12 protein-coding genes are annotated in these 15,987 nt (G+C 71.9%); 5 read left to right on the forward strand and 7 right to left on the reverse strand.

Features of this window, described 5'->3' with window-relative positions; translation table 11 throughout:
* Nucleotides 1-9: 9 nt before the first annotated feature.
* Nucleotides 10-693 carry a ribulose-phosphate 3-epimerase gene (rpe, locus tag J4H86_RS05225; RefSeq protein WP_236542371.1) on the reverse strand — a complete coding sequence of 228 codons (684 nt, stop codon included), beginning with the start codon at nt 691-693 and terminating at the stop codon, nt 10-12.
* A gap of 186 nt (nt 694-879) precedes the next feature.
* On the opposite strand from rpe, the gene J4H86_RS05230 reads away from it, so the two are divergent.
* Both J4H86_RS05230 and J4H86_RS05235 read left to right on the forward strand, forming a co-directional pair.
* Nucleotides 880-1,200, forward strand: coding sequence for a DMT family transporter (locus J4H86_RS05230; RefSeq protein ID WP_236542372.1), 321 nt, complete (start codon nt 880-882; stop codon nt 1,198-1,200).
* A gap of 2 nt (nt 1,201-1,202) precedes the next feature.
* Complete coding sequence (locus J4H86_RS05235; protein WP_236542373.1) at nt 1,203-1,766, forward strand: TetR/AcrR family transcriptional regulator; 564 nt, start codon at nt 1,203-1,205, stop codon at nt 1,764-1,766.
* 31 nt (nt 1,767-1,797) lie between these two features.
* Here J4H86_RS05235 and J4H86_RS05240 read toward each other — a convergent pair whose 3' ends face one another.
* Nucleotides 1,798-3,414 (reverse strand): serine hydrolase domain-containing protein, encoded by a 1,617-nt coding sequence (locus J4H86_RS05240; RefSeq protein ID WP_236542374.1) that lies wholly within the window; start codon nt 3,412-3,414, stop codon nt 1,798-1,800.
* Between the two features lie 172 nt (nt 3,415-3,586).
* Nucleotides 3,587-4,504 (reverse strand): LysR family transcriptional regulator, encoded by a 918-nt coding sequence (locus tag J4H86_RS05245; RefSeq protein ID WP_236542375.1) that lies wholly within the window; start codon nt 4,502-4,504, stop codon nt 3,587-3,589.
* 167 nt (nt 4,505-4,671) lie between these two features.
* Between J4H86_RS05245 and J4H86_RS05250 the strand changes: the two genes are divergently transcribed.
* Complete coding sequence (locus tag J4H86_RS05250) at nt 4,672-5,526, forward strand: DMT family transporter (protein WP_236542376.1); 855 nt, start codon at nt 4,672-4,674, stop codon at nt 5,524-5,526.
* Between the two features lie 888 nt (nt 5,527-6,414).
* Here J4H86_RS05250 and J4H86_RS05255 read toward each other — a convergent pair.
* From J4H86_RS05255 to J4H86_RS05265, 3 genes are all read right to left on the reverse strand, one after another.
* Nucleotides 6,415-7,881, reverse strand: coding sequence for an RsmB/NOP family class I SAM-dependent RNA methyltransferase (locus J4H86_RS05255; RefSeq protein WP_394356450.1), 1,467 nt, complete (start codon nt 7,879-7,881; stop codon nt 6,415-6,417).
* Nucleotides 7,878-8,807: a methionyl-tRNA formyltransferase gene (gene fmt / locus J4H86_RS05260; RefSeq protein ID WP_236542378.1), complete on the reverse strand. Its 930-nt coding sequence runs from the start codon at nt 8,805-8,807 to the stop codon at nt 7,878-7,880. The genes J4H86_RS05255 and fmt overlap by 4 nt, the downstream gene beginning before the upstream one ends.
* 905 nt (nt 8,808-9,712) lie before the next feature.
* Nucleotides 9,713-11,188, reverse strand: coding sequence for a hypothetical protein (locus J4H86_RS05265; RefSeq protein ID WP_236542379.1), 1,476 nt, complete (start codon nt 11,186-11,188; stop codon nt 9,713-9,715).
* A gap of 745 nt (nt 11,189-11,933) precedes the next feature.
* Between J4H86_RS05265 and J4H86_RS05270 the strand changes: the two genes are divergently transcribed.
* Nucleotides 11,934-13,970, forward strand: coding sequence for a primosomal protein N' (locus J4H86_RS05270; protein ID WP_236542380.1), 2,037 nt, complete (start codon nt 11,934-11,936; stop codon nt 13,968-13,970).
* Nucleotides 13,971-14,203: 233 nt separating this feature from the next.
* On the opposite strand, the gene J4H86_RS05275 is transcribed toward J4H86_RS05270, so the two are convergent.
* The gene (locus J4H86_RS05275; RefSeq protein WP_236542381.1) at nt 14,204-14,410 is read right to left on the reverse strand and encodes a hypothetical protein; all 207 of its coding nucleotides are present in this window, start codon (nt 14,408-14,410) and stop codon (nt 14,204-14,206) included.
* A gap of 375 nt (nt 14,411-14,785) precedes the next feature.
* Here J4H86_RS05275 and J4H86_RS05280 point away from each other — a divergent pair, with 375 nt between their 5' ends.
* Entirely contained in the window at nt 14,786-15,976 is a 1,191-nt protein-coding gene (locus J4H86_RS05280) for an acyl-CoA dehydrogenase family protein (protein ID WP_236542382.1), read from the forward strand.
* The last annotated feature ends 11 nt before the right edge of the window (nt 15,977-15,987 follow it).

The following is a 15,987-nucleotide window of genomic DNA, read 5'->3' on the forward strand; positions in this document are numbered from 1 at the left end:
GTGTCGCCCTCAGCGGTGCTGGTGACTGACGGAGAGCCCTTGTTCGGCTCGGGCCCGCAGGTCACGGACCGCCGCGTCGGGGTCGGCCTTGCCGTAGACGGCCGATCCGGCGACGAAGACGTCGGCTCCGGCTTCGGCGCAGCGGCCGATGGTCTCGGCGTCGACGCCGCCGTCGACCTGGATCCAGAGCTCGGTCCCCCGGGCCTCGACGTGCTCGCGCGCGGCCCGGATCTTGGGGAGTACGAGGTCGAGGAACTTCTGTCCGCCGAAGCCGGGCTCCACCGTCATCAGCAGCAGCATGTCGGCCTGCTCCAGGAGGCCGGTGTAGTGGTCCAGCGGGGTCGCCGGGTTCAGCGCGAGCCCCGCGCGGGCGCCCGCGTCGCGGATCGTGCGCAGGGTGCGGACCGGGGCGCTGGCCGCCTCGGCGTGGATGGTGACGCTCCCGGCGCCGGCCTCGGCGTAGTCCGGTGCCCACCGGTCCGGGTCGGCGATCATCAGGTGGCAGTCCAGGGGAAGGGACGCCGCCTTCTTCAGCGACTCCACCACCGGGATCCCCAGGGTCAGGTTCGGTACGAAGTGGTAGTCCATCACGTCGACGTGAAGCCAGTCGGCGGAGGTCGCCACCGCTTCGGCCTCGCGAGCGAGGTGTGCGAAGTCGGCGCTGAGGATGCTGGGAGAGATCTGGATCGCCACGCCCGGGAGTCTAGCCGTACCGCTCGGTGCTCGGCTCCGGGGCGCGGCTCCGTGGCCCCGTGCGGCGAGGGGACCGGCGAGACCCATCTCACAAACTTGCGCGTTCGCTCCACTTTACCGGCGGCCGTAACATCTGGAGCAATCGCTCAGTTTTCTCCCACCGCTCGTCCCCACTGGAGCCGCATCATGCCCTGGATCCTTCTCGGCTTCGCCATCGTCCTCGAGGTCATCGCGACCACGTTCCTCAAGCTCAGTCACGGCTTCACCCGGCTCGGCCCGTCGATCGTCGTGGTCGTCGGCTACCTCGGGACCTTCTACCTGCTCTCGCTCGCACTACGCGACCTGCCTCTGGGCGTGGCCTACGGAGTGTGGGCCGCCTTCGGCGTGGCCCTGGTCGCGATCGTCGGAGCGGTCTTCCTGGGGGAGGGCATGACCTGGATCCAGGTCATGGGTATCGTCCTGGTGGTGGCGGGGGTCGTGGCACTGGAGATGGGTGGCAATCACTAGGCATGCCGACCGAGGAAGCCGAGCTCAGCGACGGGCGACTCCGTAAGGGGATGCGCCGGCGTCGCCAACTCCTGGACGCGACCATGCGGGTCATCGAGCGCGACGGCGCCGGCGCGGTCAGCCAGCGCGAGGTCGCCCGCGAGGCCGGGGTCCCGCCCAGCGCGGTGACCTACTACTTCCCCACCATCGACGAGATGCTCGTCGCGGCCCTCACGGCGACCAACGACACCTACCTCGCCCGACTCGAGGAGTTCGCGACCGCCGCGCGACCCCTGGAGCTCCTGGCCGAGATGATCGCGGAGGCCAGCGACACCCACCGGGCGCACACCGCGGCGGAGTACGAGCTGTTCGTCATGGCGGCGCGGCGCCCCGACATGCGCGAGGAGCTCTCGCGGTGGCTGGACGCCATCGACGCGTTCCTCCTGCCCATCGTGACCGACCCGGTGCGACGCAGGGGAGTCTCGGCCGCGGTGGACGGCCTCTTCCTCCGGACCCTGAGCGTGGGCGAGGGCACCGACCCCGCCGACGTGCTCGCGGTGCTGGAGAACCTCACCCGTACCCCGTGAGGCTCCAGCACCGCCACCGGCGGGCCCCCGCTCAGCTCAGGTAGGCCGCTCCCAGGGCCCAGGCCATCGCGACGCCGATCACCAGCGAGACCATGACCGACAGGCCGAAGCAGGTCAGGCGCAGCCATCGGAAGCGGGCACGCACCGTGGGGGTGTACGGCCACAGACCGATCCCCACGACCAGCGCCGCGACCACCACCGCCAGGCAGAGCGCCCACACGACGGGCCCCACGAGAGCCAGACTGCCCAGGCGCAACGCAAGGAGCATCATGGCGAGGGCACCCAGTGGCATGGAGATGATCCGCAGCCGGTCCAGGGGGCGTTGGCCGATCAGGGTGCGACGGCGCAGCATGAGGGTGATCGCCAACAACGCCGGGACGACCATCATGAGCAGCGTCTGGACGACGAGGGACGGCTGGTTCGTGGGGAGGCCCTGGAGCGCCGGCGGCACGTCGTCCACGCCCAGCGCGGCGGCGGCGAACGGCGCCATGTCGACGAGCATGGTGTTGGACAGGGCCACGACCGCCGTGTCCCCGCGGTAGCCCATAAACGCCATCGACCCGTTGGTGGTCCCGCCGTGTCCCACGACGTCGTCACCGTCCGAGGTCGGGATGATCCACCAGCCCAGCCCGTGACCGAAGTCCAGGTCCCCGTCGCCCTGCCAGGCCTGGTCCAGGGAGGACAGGCCGGGGGCCGACCCGTCCCGCACGGCGTTGAGGAACCGCGCCATGTCCGCGGCGGTGGTCCAGGTTCCCGCTCCCGCGGCCACGTACGTCGACGCCGACCACGTGGTCGCGGGCGCGCCCCGCTCCACTCGCGGCGGCGCCCCGCCCTCGGGCATCGTGTCGACATCCGTGCCGAGCATGACGGTGTCGTCCATCCCCACGGGGTCCAACACACGTTCCCGGACCAGTTCTGGGTAGTCCTGGCCGCTCTCCCGCGCCAGTGCCTCGCCCAGCACCGCGAAGCCGTAGTTGGAGTAGACCCACTCCCCGGGTTCGACGAGCCGCGTGGTCTCCAGAGACCGCACCGGGTCGGGCAGGTGCCGGAAGGCGTCCAACGCAGTCGACGACCGGTACGTCGCCCCCGCGATCGCCTCCGCGGGGATCTCCGCCAGCCCGGAGGTGTGGGTCGCGAGCTCCTGGAGCGTGACCTCGGCGACGGCGGGGTCGGCGAACTCCAGTTCGGGGAAGACCTCGCCGAGGGTCCGGTCGAGGTCCGTCTCGCCGTTCTCCACCATGTCGGCGAGGGTCATCCCCGTGAAGATCTTGAAGATCGACCCGGTCTCGAACGGCGTGTCGACGTCGGGCTCGGTGCCGCCGTCGGTGGTCCCGCCGCTGACGACCTCCGCCTCCCCGTCTCCGCTCTGCCGCGTGACCACCATGCTCTGGGCGAGACGGTCCCGACCGTCGAGGGCGTGGACCACGCTGTCGGCCAGCTCCCGATCACCACGGAGCTCGAAGTCCGCCCCTCCCGAGTTGGGTATCGCGACATAGGCGACGGCGCCGACCAGGAGGCCGACCAGCAGCGCGGCCAGCCAGACGCGCCGCGACGCCGAAGCTTGGCGGGCGGCACGCTTCTGGGTGAGCTTCGACGGATCTGGGGTCACCTCAGGGGATGGGGCCTCGGGAGAGTTCTCAACGGTCATGACGACACTGTCCCAATGGCGTGGATCTGTCGGTAGACGTGCCTGTCACGCGACGGCGGTGCCCCACGCACGCCCCGAATGTGACGGGAGGGAGGGGACTCACCATGACAGACGTCATCACACCCCTGGCGACCAGGGACGATCCGTACCCACCGACACGGGTGGTGCGCGCTCACTCCGACACCGGGACGCCCGCCTCCGGGAGCGGCGTCGCCCCCAGGGCCGCCAGGCACGCCCGCACCGGCGGTCCCGCCGCGGCGGTCCGCCACACGGCGTGGATCTCGCGGCGCAGGTCTTGGCGAGGCGACACGAAGGCCACTCCCGGCGGTGTGGGTTGTCGACCCATGTCGGGGATGAGCGCGACCGCGAGGCCGTGGCTGACCAGTGAGAGCTGACTGGGAAACTCGGCGAGCCAGTACGGGATCCGAGGCTCGACCCCCTGCCCACGGAGTACCTGGACCAGGGCCTCGTAGGGTTCCGTCCCCGGTGGGCAGCTCGTCCACCGCTCCTCAACCAGGTGTCCCAGGTCGACGGTGTCCTCACCGGCCCTGTGATGGGCTTCCGGCAACGCGACGTCGACCCGTTCACTGATCAACAGGGCACGGGAGAGACCGGCGGGGAGCGTCAACGGACGGTTCGACCAACTCTCGACGACGAGGAGGTCGAGCGCGTCGTCGAGCAGGCGGGGCAGGAGGTGGATGACCTCCCCGTCGCGCAGGGAATGGCTGAGCCGAGGGTGACGGCGGGTCAGCGTGGCCAACGCGTCTGGCAGCAGGGCGCGCACCGCGCTGCCCACGGCTCCCAGGCGCAGCGACCCCAGGACGTCGTGGTGGAGGTCCGCGAGATCGCTCTCCGCCTTGGTGAGCTGACCGAGGACCCGCGCCGCGTGTTCCGAAAGCACACGCCCGGCGTGGGTGAGGCGCACGGTACGCCCCTGGGGCTCGAGAAGCCGGTGACCGGCTTCCCGTTCCAGCTTCCCCAACTGCTGCGACACCGCCGACGGCGTCATATGCAGTGTTCGCGCGGCGGCCGCGATCGAGCCGTGCTGGGCGACAGCGGCCAGCGCACGCAACCTCTCCATACTCAACACGAAAGCGATACTAACGAGAACGCATTAGGAATCAACGCTTTTCCTTTTGGGTCCGTGGCACCAAGCTGGAGGTCATGACGACGGACGAGGTGATGGGATCAGGCGTACCCCGGGGACAAGGCGGACCCGAAACGTCCGACCGACCGCAGCGATCGGCGGTGCTCCGCATGATCGGCTCAGCGGCGTGCACCTCCTCGTCCGGCGCGTTCGTCAAACTCGGGGACGTGACCGCGGGGACCGCCGCGTTCCTCCGTTGCGCCCTCGCCCTGCCGGTCCTGTTGCCGATGGCGCTGCGCGAACGGCGTCGGCACGGCCCGCGACCGACCCGGCTCCACGTGACCGACGTCGCGGCCGGGCTGCTGCTCGGTGTCGACTACGTCTTCTGGGCCGCGGCCGTCCACCACGTGGGCGCCGGCATCGCGGCGGTGCTCATCAACATCCAGGTCGTGATCTTCCCGCTGTTGGCCTGGATGGTCTCCGGCACCCGGCTGAACCGTCGGTTCCTGCTCTCGGTCCCGGTCATGCTGTTCGGGGTCGCGTTGTCGGCCGGCGCCCTGGGCAACGCCGAGCCCGGCAGCGATCCGATCGCCGGTGCCGTCTTCGGTGTCGCCGCCGGGATCAGCTACGCGGGTTACCTGTTCCTGCTGCGCCGCGGCGGTGAGGGAAAACACGTGGCCACCCCGGTGTTCACCTCCACCGCGGCGGCCGCCGTCGCCGCGGTCGCGCTGGGCCTGCCCTGGACCGGAATCCAGTTGGACCTGAGCTGGCAGACCTGGGGATGGATGATCCTGCTCGCCCTCGCCGGACAGGTCCTCGCCTGGATCCTCGCCGCTGAGGCCCTCCCCCGCCTGACCCCCAACGTCGGCGCCACCCTGCTCCTCCTCCAACCCGTACTCGCCGTCCTCATCGGCCTCGCCTTCCTCGCCGAGCGCCCCACCGCCAGCCAGTACGTCGGCTGCGTCCTCGTGGTCGTGGCGATCTGGCAGGCGACACGTGTCCCCAAACAGCGCGCCGGAGGGTGAGCCGCGCCAGCCTCCGGGAAGCAGCGCCCCCGCTAGCGCACCGCGGGTTACCCGTCAGCAGATCCCGGCCCTCGGCCCGACGTAGCAGCGCGAGGAATGGCGTCGCCACCTCGCTGATAGGGTCCCGGAGGTCCGAGGGAGGGACCGGCCTCCTCAAACGTCGCCGGGCGGACGGCCACACGGTGCGTGCGGCGCGCACCGCGATCACGGCGAGGCGAAGGCTCGAAGCCAGACGTAACACTGCCCCGACGTCGGCCGGCTGCCCCCAGGACCGGCCTGGCAACGTGAGGAACGTGGCGTCGCCGCCGCGTTGATGGTGTCCCGGGGTTCGAGGGGATCCAGCTTCCTCAGGCACCGCCGCGTGCGGAGTTCCCCTCGATCAGCGAGCCGAGAACCTCCCGCCCCCGAACGGACCTGCGCCCCGCAGAGCCCGACAGCTGCTCCACGTTCACAGCACACACCCCGATCACGACGAGGCGAAACCTCCGAGCCGGACGTGGCACCGCCCAAGTCCGCGACAATCCCGCCCACCGCCTCAACGCCCCTGAGCGAGGCGCTGTCCCAGCAGAGCCCCACCCCCGACGGCCCGACGGTCCCAGCGCCGACGCAGAAGAGCGAGGGAACATGACGTCGCTGCCGTGTCAATTGCGTTCCGGTGGTTGGAGCGGACACGACCTTCGCAGGCACCGCCGAACGCGGGCATCCCCCGATCAGGGAGACGAGACCCCGTCCCGAACGGGCCTGCGCCCTGCGGAGGCCGACGGCCGCCCCACGTTCACAGCGCACACCCCGTTCACCTCATCAGCCCCACCACCACGGCCAGTGAGGCCCCGGCCACCCGGCCAGTTCACTGTCCCAACGGAGCCCCGCCCTCGGCCCGACGGCCCCTCAGCGCCGACGCAGCAGCGCGAGGAACATGGCGTCGGTGCCGTGTCGATGCGGCCAGAACTGCGCGAAGAGTCCGTCCGGGCCGGTGGCGATGTCGGGGACCTCGGAGAGGTAGTCGGCGGCGCGGAGGATCTCCACGTCGTCACGCTCGTCGTGGATCGCGGCGACGACCTCCTGGGTTTCGGCGACCACGGGAGAACAGGTGACGTAGGCGACCACGCCGCCGGGGCGGGTGGCGTCGATCGCGCGGGCCAGAAGTTCGCGTTGCAGGGGGACGAGTTCCCCCACGGACTCCGCGGCGCGGCGCCAGCGGGACTCGGGGCGGCGGCGAAGCGCCCCCAGACCCGTGCAGGGTGCGTCCACCAGGACCCGGTCGAACGCGGCGTCGCGCCAGGCGGGCCGAGTCGCGTCGGCGATGACGACGCGGGCGGCGTCCTTCACCGAACGGTCGACCGTCCCGGCCACCATGGTGGCGCGGTGGGGACGGAGTTCGCCCGCCAACAGCCGCGCGTCCCTCCGCCCGGCGAGTCCCGCCAGGAGAGCGGCCTTGCCTCCCGGGCCGGCACAGGCGTCGAGCCACACTGCGTCGTCACCCTCGACACGTACCCGGGTCAACGCCAGCGCCGTCATCTGGCTCCCCTCGTCGGCGACGGCGACACGTCCCTGGCGCACCTCCGTCAACTCCGCGGGGTCGCCCTGGGGAAGGTACGCGGCGTAGGGCGAGAACCGCCCGGGCGTCGCCCCCACCGGATCCAGGTCAGCCGGCGTGGCCCGGCCCGGCTTCGCGAGCAGGGTGACACCGGGGCGCTCGTTCTGCGCGACCAGCAAGCGCTCAGTCTCCGCCAGCCCGTCGCCCGGCGTCTCACCCAGCGCCCGTGCCAGCTCGGTGACGATCCATCGGGGGTGGCTCTGCCGCAGTGCCAGCTCGCCCACCGGGTCGGACGCGCGGTCCGGGGCGAGCAGGGACACCCACTCGGAGAGGTCGCGCGCACTGACCTTTCGCAGCACCGCGTTGACGAACCGCGCCCGGTGCGGACCGGCGACTCCGCGGGCCAGGTCCACCGTGGCACTGACCGCCGCGTGGGCGGGCACGTTCATCGACAGCAGTTGGTGCGCGCCGAGGCGCAGCGCCGGGAGGACCTCCGCGTCGACCGAGGTGAGGCTGCGGTCGACGCAGGCGTCCAGGACGGCGTCGTAGGTGCCCTGCCGGCGCAGGGTCCCGTAGGTGAGCTCGGTGGCGAGCGCGGCGTCCCTTCCGCTCACACCGGCGGCCGCCAGGGTGGGCCCCAGCAGGAGGTTCGCGTAGGCGTCGCGCTGGTCGACCGCGCGCAGGACGTCGTAGGCCACACGGCGTGCCGGGTCGCGCGGTTGACGCGCCCGGGTGTCCCTCGGCTTGCCCGCGCCGTGTCGGCCTCGGGAGGGGCGGCGGCCACCACGACTGGCTGGTGAACCCTCGGCCACCGTCACTCCCCCACCCGTTCCCCGGACTCCGGACGCGTTCCCCGCGCCCACTCCACCGCGCTCATCCGTCGCTTCCCCCGCTGCTGCACCTCGGTGAGTTCGACCGCGTCGGTCGCGGTCCCCACCAACACACGTCGTTTGTCCGCCGCCAGCTCCCCAGGGGCGAGGCGCGGCGCGTTGCTGTCGGGTACGACCGGCCCCAGCTTCAGTCGCTCACCCCGGTGCGTCGTCCACGCCCCCGGCGCGGGCGTGCAGGCGCGGACCAGCCGATCCACCCGCATGGCCGGCGCCGACCAGTCCACCTGGGCGTCCTCGACCAGCAGCTTGGGGGCGAGGGACACCCCACTCGTGGGCTGGGGGCGCGGGCTGAGCTCACCGGACTCGATGCCGTCCATGGTGCGCGCCAACAGTTCCGCGCCGGAGACGGCCAACCGGCGCAGGAGGTCGCCGCTGGTGTCCCGCGGTCGGACCTCTTCGGTGAGCATCCCGAAGACCGGACCGGCGTCCAGCTCCTCCACGATGCGGAAGGTCGCGGCGCCGGTCACGTCGTCGCCGGCCAGCACCGCTCGCTGGACCGGGGCCGCCCCACGCCACGCCGGCAGCAGCGAGAAGTGCAGGTTCACCCACCCGTGCCGGGGAATCTCCAGGGCCGCGGGCCGCAGCAGCGCGCCGTAGGCCACGACGGGGCAGCAGTCAGGCTCGAGCTCGGCCAGGCGTCGCAGGAAGTCCGGGTCGCTCGGCGAGGCGGGGTTGAGCACCTCCAGTCCGGCGGCGTCGGCCCGCTCCCCTACCGGGCTGCGCCGCGGCATCCGCCCCCGACCAGCGGGAGCGTCCGGGCGCGTGACCACGGCCACGACCTCGTGACGCGATGCCAGGAGTCCGTCGAGGGCGGGGACCGCGACCTCGGGAGTTCCGGCGAACACCAATCTCATGAAACCCGTCTCCTCGAACCGCCCGCACGAACTGTGCCAGTGTAGTGGTCCGATCACTGCTCAAACGCCTGATTGGCCTTGTGATCAGGACCAGCCCACCGGCCTGTGCCGTCGGGACCTCAACACGCCACGACACCGTCCCGCCACGCACCACGAACTTCCCGCCTGGGGCTCCACCGCCCGGGTCCAGTTCCCACTCCCAGAGGAACCCATCCACGTCAGCCCCCAGCACATGCCCGATCCCGGCGCCCGGCCAGGAAAGGCGGATCGTGCACCGCCCTGACTTCGAGCCCCATCGCGGTCCAGCCTCAACCAGCCACGAAACTGGCCCTCACTCCCGTTAGTGACAAGGAGACGGCTCTCCGGAGGCCCTACCCAGATCGACGCCCCGGTTCTGCCTACGGGTAAGGAGCAGGCCAGATCCCGCCACACGCCCTTCACCTGACCATCCATCCTCTCTCAGGCGAACCCGCCCGTGTCAGAGCTTCAACGGGCGCACGGGCCCGGCGTTCCGGCCACACCCTCCGCGCTGCCCGTTCCTTCCGGGACAGGTGGTGGGCCGTGGCGCGACGCCGAACTTCGTCGCGGGCCCCGCCCACGGGCGGTCAGGCCCAACACCGTCGCGTCAGCACGGTGATCCCCTCCCCGGCCCCACCGATGATCCGTTCCCTCCGCTCAAGGTCGTAGCCAGCGGTCGCGGGCACCGGACGGCCGGTACCACCTTTCTGGAGCTCCGCCGGGTGCGGCGGCCGGGCTTCCAGCCTCGCGGTGGCGCCCCGGAGTCGGTGGGGCCGCGTGCCGCTCACGCGGCCTGGAGTGCCCGAAGAACCAGTTCCCGCGGGAAGCGCGGGTCCCGCCCGCGTCCCAAACCACAGGTCCACGGGCTGTCCGGACGGAGACCTCGGTCAGGGGTCGTCGGGGGACAGACGCTGGGACAGCAGGCCCGTAACGGCGGTCACCGTCCAGTCGGGGTGCAGTTCGAAGAGGAGGCGGAGCATCTCCGGCACGGAGGGGTGCGGGATGCGGGCCGCGACGGGGATCAACTCGTACTGCGCGGGGCTGACGAGTCCACGGAGACCGGCGACGAACTCCTCGGGGGAACCATCGCGGGAGGCCGCGATGACCTCGTCCACCAAGACGTGGGCCCGGTCCTCGACGCTGGGCGCCTCGCCGTGGCCGCGCGCGCTGAGCCAGGCACGACAGTGGGGGCCGATCAGCACGCCGGAGGCCGCCTCTCGGATGGCGCTCTCCACGCCGGTGCGCATGCGGTCGACCAGCACGAGGGCCTGCACACGGTCACCGGGCCCCATCCGGTCCGCGGCGGTCAACAACTCGCGCACGGCCTGGGCGTCGGAGCGGGATCCCCGCCACGCGTCGAACTCCTCCATGCGTTCCCGGCCGGTGTAGCCGACCAGGCACCGAAGCAGGGCCTCCGCCGAGGCCGTCGCGAGGGACCCACGGACGGGAGCGATGTGGCCGGTGTCGCTCAGCCGCACGTTCATGCCCCACAGGCCGAGCGGCGTCAGTTCGTAGTTGCCGAAGGTGCCCCTCCGCACCGCGCCGTGGCCCATCAGCCGGGTCAACGCGAACCGCACGGCGGCGAAGGTCCGGGTCCGTACCTGGGCCCGTTCCCGAGACGACATGGTCTCCCCGGCTACCGCCTCCCCGACCAGGTCGCCCAGGAGCCGGGTCACGGCGCCGGCCATGTCCAACGGCCCCCGGCGCACATACAGCTCGAACAGCAGCGCGGCGAGGACACGCTCCGCCGTGCGGTAGCTGTGGCGTTCGAGAACCGTTCCACGGCCCCGGTGCTCGGCGAACCGCAGCGTCCAGTCGAAACCGGCCCGCCACATCCGCAGGACCTCGTCGTCGGTGTCGTCGAGCGTGGTGGCGTGGGCGACGGCCTCCACTGGGCCACGTCCGTCTGCGGTGCCGCGTACGTGGCGGATGTCGATCGCTCCGGCGGCCAGTGCCGGCTGCCACAGTCGTAGCACGGCGGGGTCGTCGCCTCGGACCGCGGACCGGTCGAGGGTCGCCTCCGGGCGGATGGTGAAGTCCTCGACGAACGCCGTGGCGTCGGCGTCGGACAGGACCTGGCCGCACAGGACCGGACGGCGGCGCACCGCCCAGTCGCGCACCTGGTACAGCTCCCACAACCGCCGGGAGCGGCGTGCCTCGACGGCGAGTTCGTCCCTGCTGGGCAGAGACACCGGGGGAAGGATCACTCCTCGCCCCGGCTCGTCGGGGTCGGGGCCGGTCGGCACCGTCCGCGCACGCAGCAGCCGCCGCAGCGTGTACAGGTCGGCGGGATCGTACCCATGCCGCGACAGTCGCTGCTCGACCTCGCCCAGCAGCGATGCGAATTCCTTGTCAACGGTCACCGCGGTCTCAGATGGGGCTCCCCGGGGAACGTCTCCGGCGTGGCGCGCACCGCCGCGAACCACTACGGCGTGTGGTCCGAGGCCCGGGGCCCCGCGGTGGCGGGTCGATGCTCCGTGGCCCGCCTCGGGGTCGAGGAAACCGGCACCAGCCTCTTCTGGGGTCACCGACACTGAGAAGCGGGCGGAGCACCGATCGGGAGCACGGGGTGGATCACACGCGACAGGAGACGGCTGAGGGGTGCCCTTCCTCCCTCCGGGGCTCGAGGCGTTCGCGGGGTTATCCAGCTTCCCACACGAAAGGGGATCGACGACCCGTCATCGGCGGATCGGGACCCCCATCTTGCCGGCTGCCGTCGCCGCGTGCCACCAATCCCGGACACCTGCTAACAAGGAATATCAACGCCGTCCTCTCCCGCGAAGGGAGGGGGTGCCATCCCTCGCGGGGTGGAACCCCGCTTGGTCGCCGACCGTGGAAGGAGGATCTCTTGCGGGCTGACACCAGCTCCCGCCCCCGCCGCGCTGGCTTCGCCAGAACCGCCCGGCGGGGGCCCGGCAGCGCCCGAGTGTGCTCGGGCCGCGGCTCGACCAGCCGCGACAACGCGCTTCGGCGCGTCGACGTCACGGCCGCACCACGCGGGGAAGACCCAACGCACGGACCAAGCACCACGGGAACGCACGACACGTGCCAGCCACACACCGGACTCCCCTCCAGCCCGAAGGCCCGGGGCACCTCCAGGAGGCACCGGTGAACCCGTCCCCAGCCGGCGACGACGGTACCCTCTTCGACGTCGCGCGCACCGTGGCCAAGGAGAAGAAGCCGCGACCGCGCCGCCCCGCGCCCACGTCCCCCGTCGCCCGGGTCGCCGTCAACACCCACCTGCCCCACCTGGACCGCCTGTTCGACTACTGGGTTCCCGAGGAACTCGACGACGCCGCGGTTCCCGGGTGCCGGGTGCGGGTCCGGTTCAACGGCCAGGCCCAGACGGGATTCCTCATCGAACGGGGGACGGACTCCGAGCACCCCAAGGGCCTCGCCTACCTGCAGGGCGTCGTCTCCTCGGAGGTGGTGCTCAGCCCAGAGGTCCTCGAGCTCTCCCGCGCGGTCGCCGAACGGTACGCGGGCACCCTGACCGACGTTCTGCGCTTGGCGGTGCCTCCCCGGCACGCTCGGGTGGAGAAGGAGGAAGTCAGCACCACGGCCCCCGCGCCCGCCCCCGAACCGGCGGACCCCTCCCAATGGGACGTCTACGACGGCGGACCCGAGCTGCTCGCGGCACTGGAACGGGGCGAGTCACCACGCACCGTGTGGGACGCGGCCCCCGGAGTCGGGTGGCCCGACGCCGTGGCCGAAGCCGTCGCGGCGACGCTCCGCTCGAATCGAGGGGCGCTGGTCGTCGTTCCGGACGGACGGGACGTCGCGACCGTCGACTCCGCGCTGGCCGAACGGCTCGGCGCCGGTCACCACACCTCCCTGGTGGCAGACCTGGGCCCCGCCGAACGCTACCGACGCTGGCTGGCCACCGCGCGCGGGCACGCCCGTGTGGTGGTGGGCACACGGGCCGCGATGTTCGCCCCCGTCCACGACCTTGGTCTCGTCGTGCTGTGGGACGACGGCGACGACACCCACTCCGAACCCCACGCCCCCTACCCCCACGCGCGGACCGTGCTCGGCCTCCGCGCGCACCAGTCCGGGGCCGCGGCCCTCATCGGCGGGTTCTCGCGCACCACGGACGCGCAGATGCTCGTGCGTTCCGGGTGGGCCACCGAAGCGCGCCCCATACGGTCGCTGCTACGGCGGCTCGCCCCCAGAGTGCGTCCCGCCGGTGACGACGCGGAACTGGAGCGCGACCCGGCCGCGCGCTCGGCGCGCCTGCCCAGCCTGGCGCTGCGCGTCGCTCGGGAGGCGCTGCGCACGGGACCGGTCCTGATCCAGGTGCCGCGCCGCGGCTACCTCAACACGATGGCCTGCGACGGATGCCGTACCCCCGCCCGCTGCGGAGAATGCCACGGTCCGCTGGCCCTCACCGACGCCCGCGCGCAGCCGTCCTGCCGGTGGTGTGGCCGCCTCGCCGTGGACTGGCGGTGCCCGCACTGTGGACGGGGACGCCTACGCGCCGTGTCGGTGGGGGCTCAGCGCACCGCGGAGGAGCTGGGTCGCGCGTTCCCGAACTACCGGGTGCGAACCTCCGGCGGCGGCGCGATCCTCACTGACGTCGACACCCGCCCAGAACTCGTGGTCGCCACTCCCGGGGCCGAACCCTCGCCCCCGGAGGGCTACCAGGCGGCGCTGCTCCTGGACGGGTGGTCCCTGCTGGGCCGCGAGGACCTTCGGGCGGGCGAAGAGACCCTTCGACGGTGGCTGAGCGCCTCCGCGCTTGTCCGGTCCGCTCCCGACGGCGGACAGGTGGTCGTCGTGGCGGACGCGTCACTGGACACCACTCAGGCCCTGGTCCGTTGGGACCCCGCCGGATTCGCCGACCGGGAGCTCGACGAACGCCTGGAGCTCGGTTTCCCGCCCGCGGTCCCGTTCGCTGCCGTCAGCGGTGCCCCCGACGCGGTCCGCGCGTTCCTCGACTCCCTGGACCTCCCCCCGTCGGTCGACATCCTGGGCCCCGTCCCCACCACCCGCGGCGGCGAGGAGCAAGAACGCGCCCTGATCCGCGCGCCCCGCGGCAGCGTCTGGCGCCTGGCCCGCACCCTCCGCTCCGCCATGGTCGCCCGCGCCGCCCGCCGCCCGACCAGCCAGGTCAACGTACGCGTGGATCCGTCCGACATCGGATAGCGCGCGGCGTCCAACCCGAGGCCCGGTGGGTGTTCCCGTCCTCGGGTCGCGATCGGTACGGAGGTGGGGCGTCGGTCTCCGGGCGGCTACGCGACACCCACCTCTGGGAGGAGACGCGAGTGGAGTCCGCCCTCTTCCCTCTTCGTGGGCGTGTCCGTGGGTGAGTCGCCGTCCCCGCCGGCGCGGAGCGGGTGCGGTCCCGGAGTCGCTCCCCGTACGCTCGCCCGTCGCGCTCATGACCTGGCGTCTCGTGCACGCCGGATGAGCGCCGAGGACTCCGCCCGCACCTGAGCGACCTCCTCGGTGTTAGTGGCGTCGAGGGTCTCGCCGCGACGCACGCGGTCACAGCGGCCCGCGCCGGCGTGAGCGATGATCTGGCGGTCCGGAGTCGCTTTGGCCTCTTCCTGGGCGGTCACGGCGGTGTGGACACCCATCGCCATGGACCGCCCCACACGTCACCGGATCGTCGCGCCTCGACGTCACTACTCCCATCCCCTTCGGGCCGGGGGCCGGGATGTTACCCGGAGGATCGCGATGGTGGCGCGCGGCACCGCCCCCGTGAACGCTTCTGAGCGGGGTCGTGTCCACGACCGGTGCGGCCGCGGAGCGAGAAGTGGAGTGGTGGCGGGCGCGGATACCGCTGGAGTCGACGCGGCTCGTGGTTCCCGTAGCGACACGCGGGGACGAGGCCCGTCGACACGAGATAGCGCTCTCCCCCGGTGATCGTCGGGGAGGCGGAAAGCTAGGTTGGGAGCGAACGGGTCGCCGACTTCGCGCGGTGGGCCCGGGAACCGTCCAGAGAGGAGCCCCCCACAGTGAGCCAGGATTCGCGTCCCGCAGCACCCGACCCACGTGACTTTCTCGGCCTGGAGTCAGAGCTCTCCGAAGAGGAGCGCGCGATCGGGGACGCCGTGGCGGACTTCGCCAAACGGGAGCTCGAGCCCCACATCGCGCAGTGGTACGAGGAGGGCACGATTCCCGAGCCGCGGACGCTCGCCCGGGCGTTCGGGGATCTGGGTCTGCTCGGCATGCACCTGGAGGGCTACGGGTGCGCCGGTACGAGCGCCGTCGCCTACGGGATCGCCTGTCGGGAGTTGGAGGCGGTCGACAGCGGGATCCGCAGCTTCGTGTCGGTCCAGGGCTCCCTGGCGATGGCGGCGATCCACAAGTACGGGTCGGAGGAGCAGCGGCAGCAGTGGCTGCCCGGGATGGCCAGTGGGGAACTGATCGGCTGCTTCGGTCTCACCGAACCGGACTCCGGCTCCGACCCGGGATCGATGCGTACGCGAGCGCGCCGTGACGGCACCGACTGGGTGATCGACGGCACCAAGATGTGGATCACCAACGGCTCGGTCGCCGACGTGGCGGTCGTGTGGGCACAGACCGAGGACGGGGTGCGCGGCTTCCTCGTACCGACCACGTCCCCGGGATTCACCACGAACGTGGTGCACTCGAAGTTGTCCCTGCGAGCCTCGATCACCTCCGAGCTCGTCCTCGACGGGGTGCGCCTGCCCGCCGAGGCCCAATTGCCCGGGGCCGCGGGACTGGGTGGCCCCCTGTCCTGCCTCAACGAGGCCCGGTACGGGATCCTCTGGGGCGTGGTGGGAGCCGCGCGTTCCTGCTACTCCTCCGCCCTGGACTACGCGACGACCCGCGAACAGTTCGGGCGGCCCATCGGCGGGTTCCAGATGACCCAGGCGAAGCTTGCCGACATGGTGATCGACGTGAACCACGCGGGACTCACCGCGCTGCGCATCGGTCGGCTGAAGGACGCCGGGTCGTGCCACCATCACCACGTAAGCTTCGGGAAGCTCGCCAACGTGGCCGCGGCGCAACGGGTGGCCTCGGCGGCACGGTCCATTCACGGCGCGAATGGCATCACACTGGAGTACCCGGTGCTGCGGCACCTGCTCAACCTGGAGACCGTGGCGACCTACGAGGGCACCGCGGAGATCCACGCGCTGAGCATCGGGCAGGCGGTGACGGGGATTTCCGCGTTCCGCTAGAACGTCGGGGC

It is taken from the genome of Spiractinospora alimapuensis (assembly GCF_018437505.1).
GTDB lineage: Bacteria > Actinomycetota > Actinomycetes > Streptosporangiales > Streptosporangiaceae > Spiractinospora > Spiractinospora alimapuensis.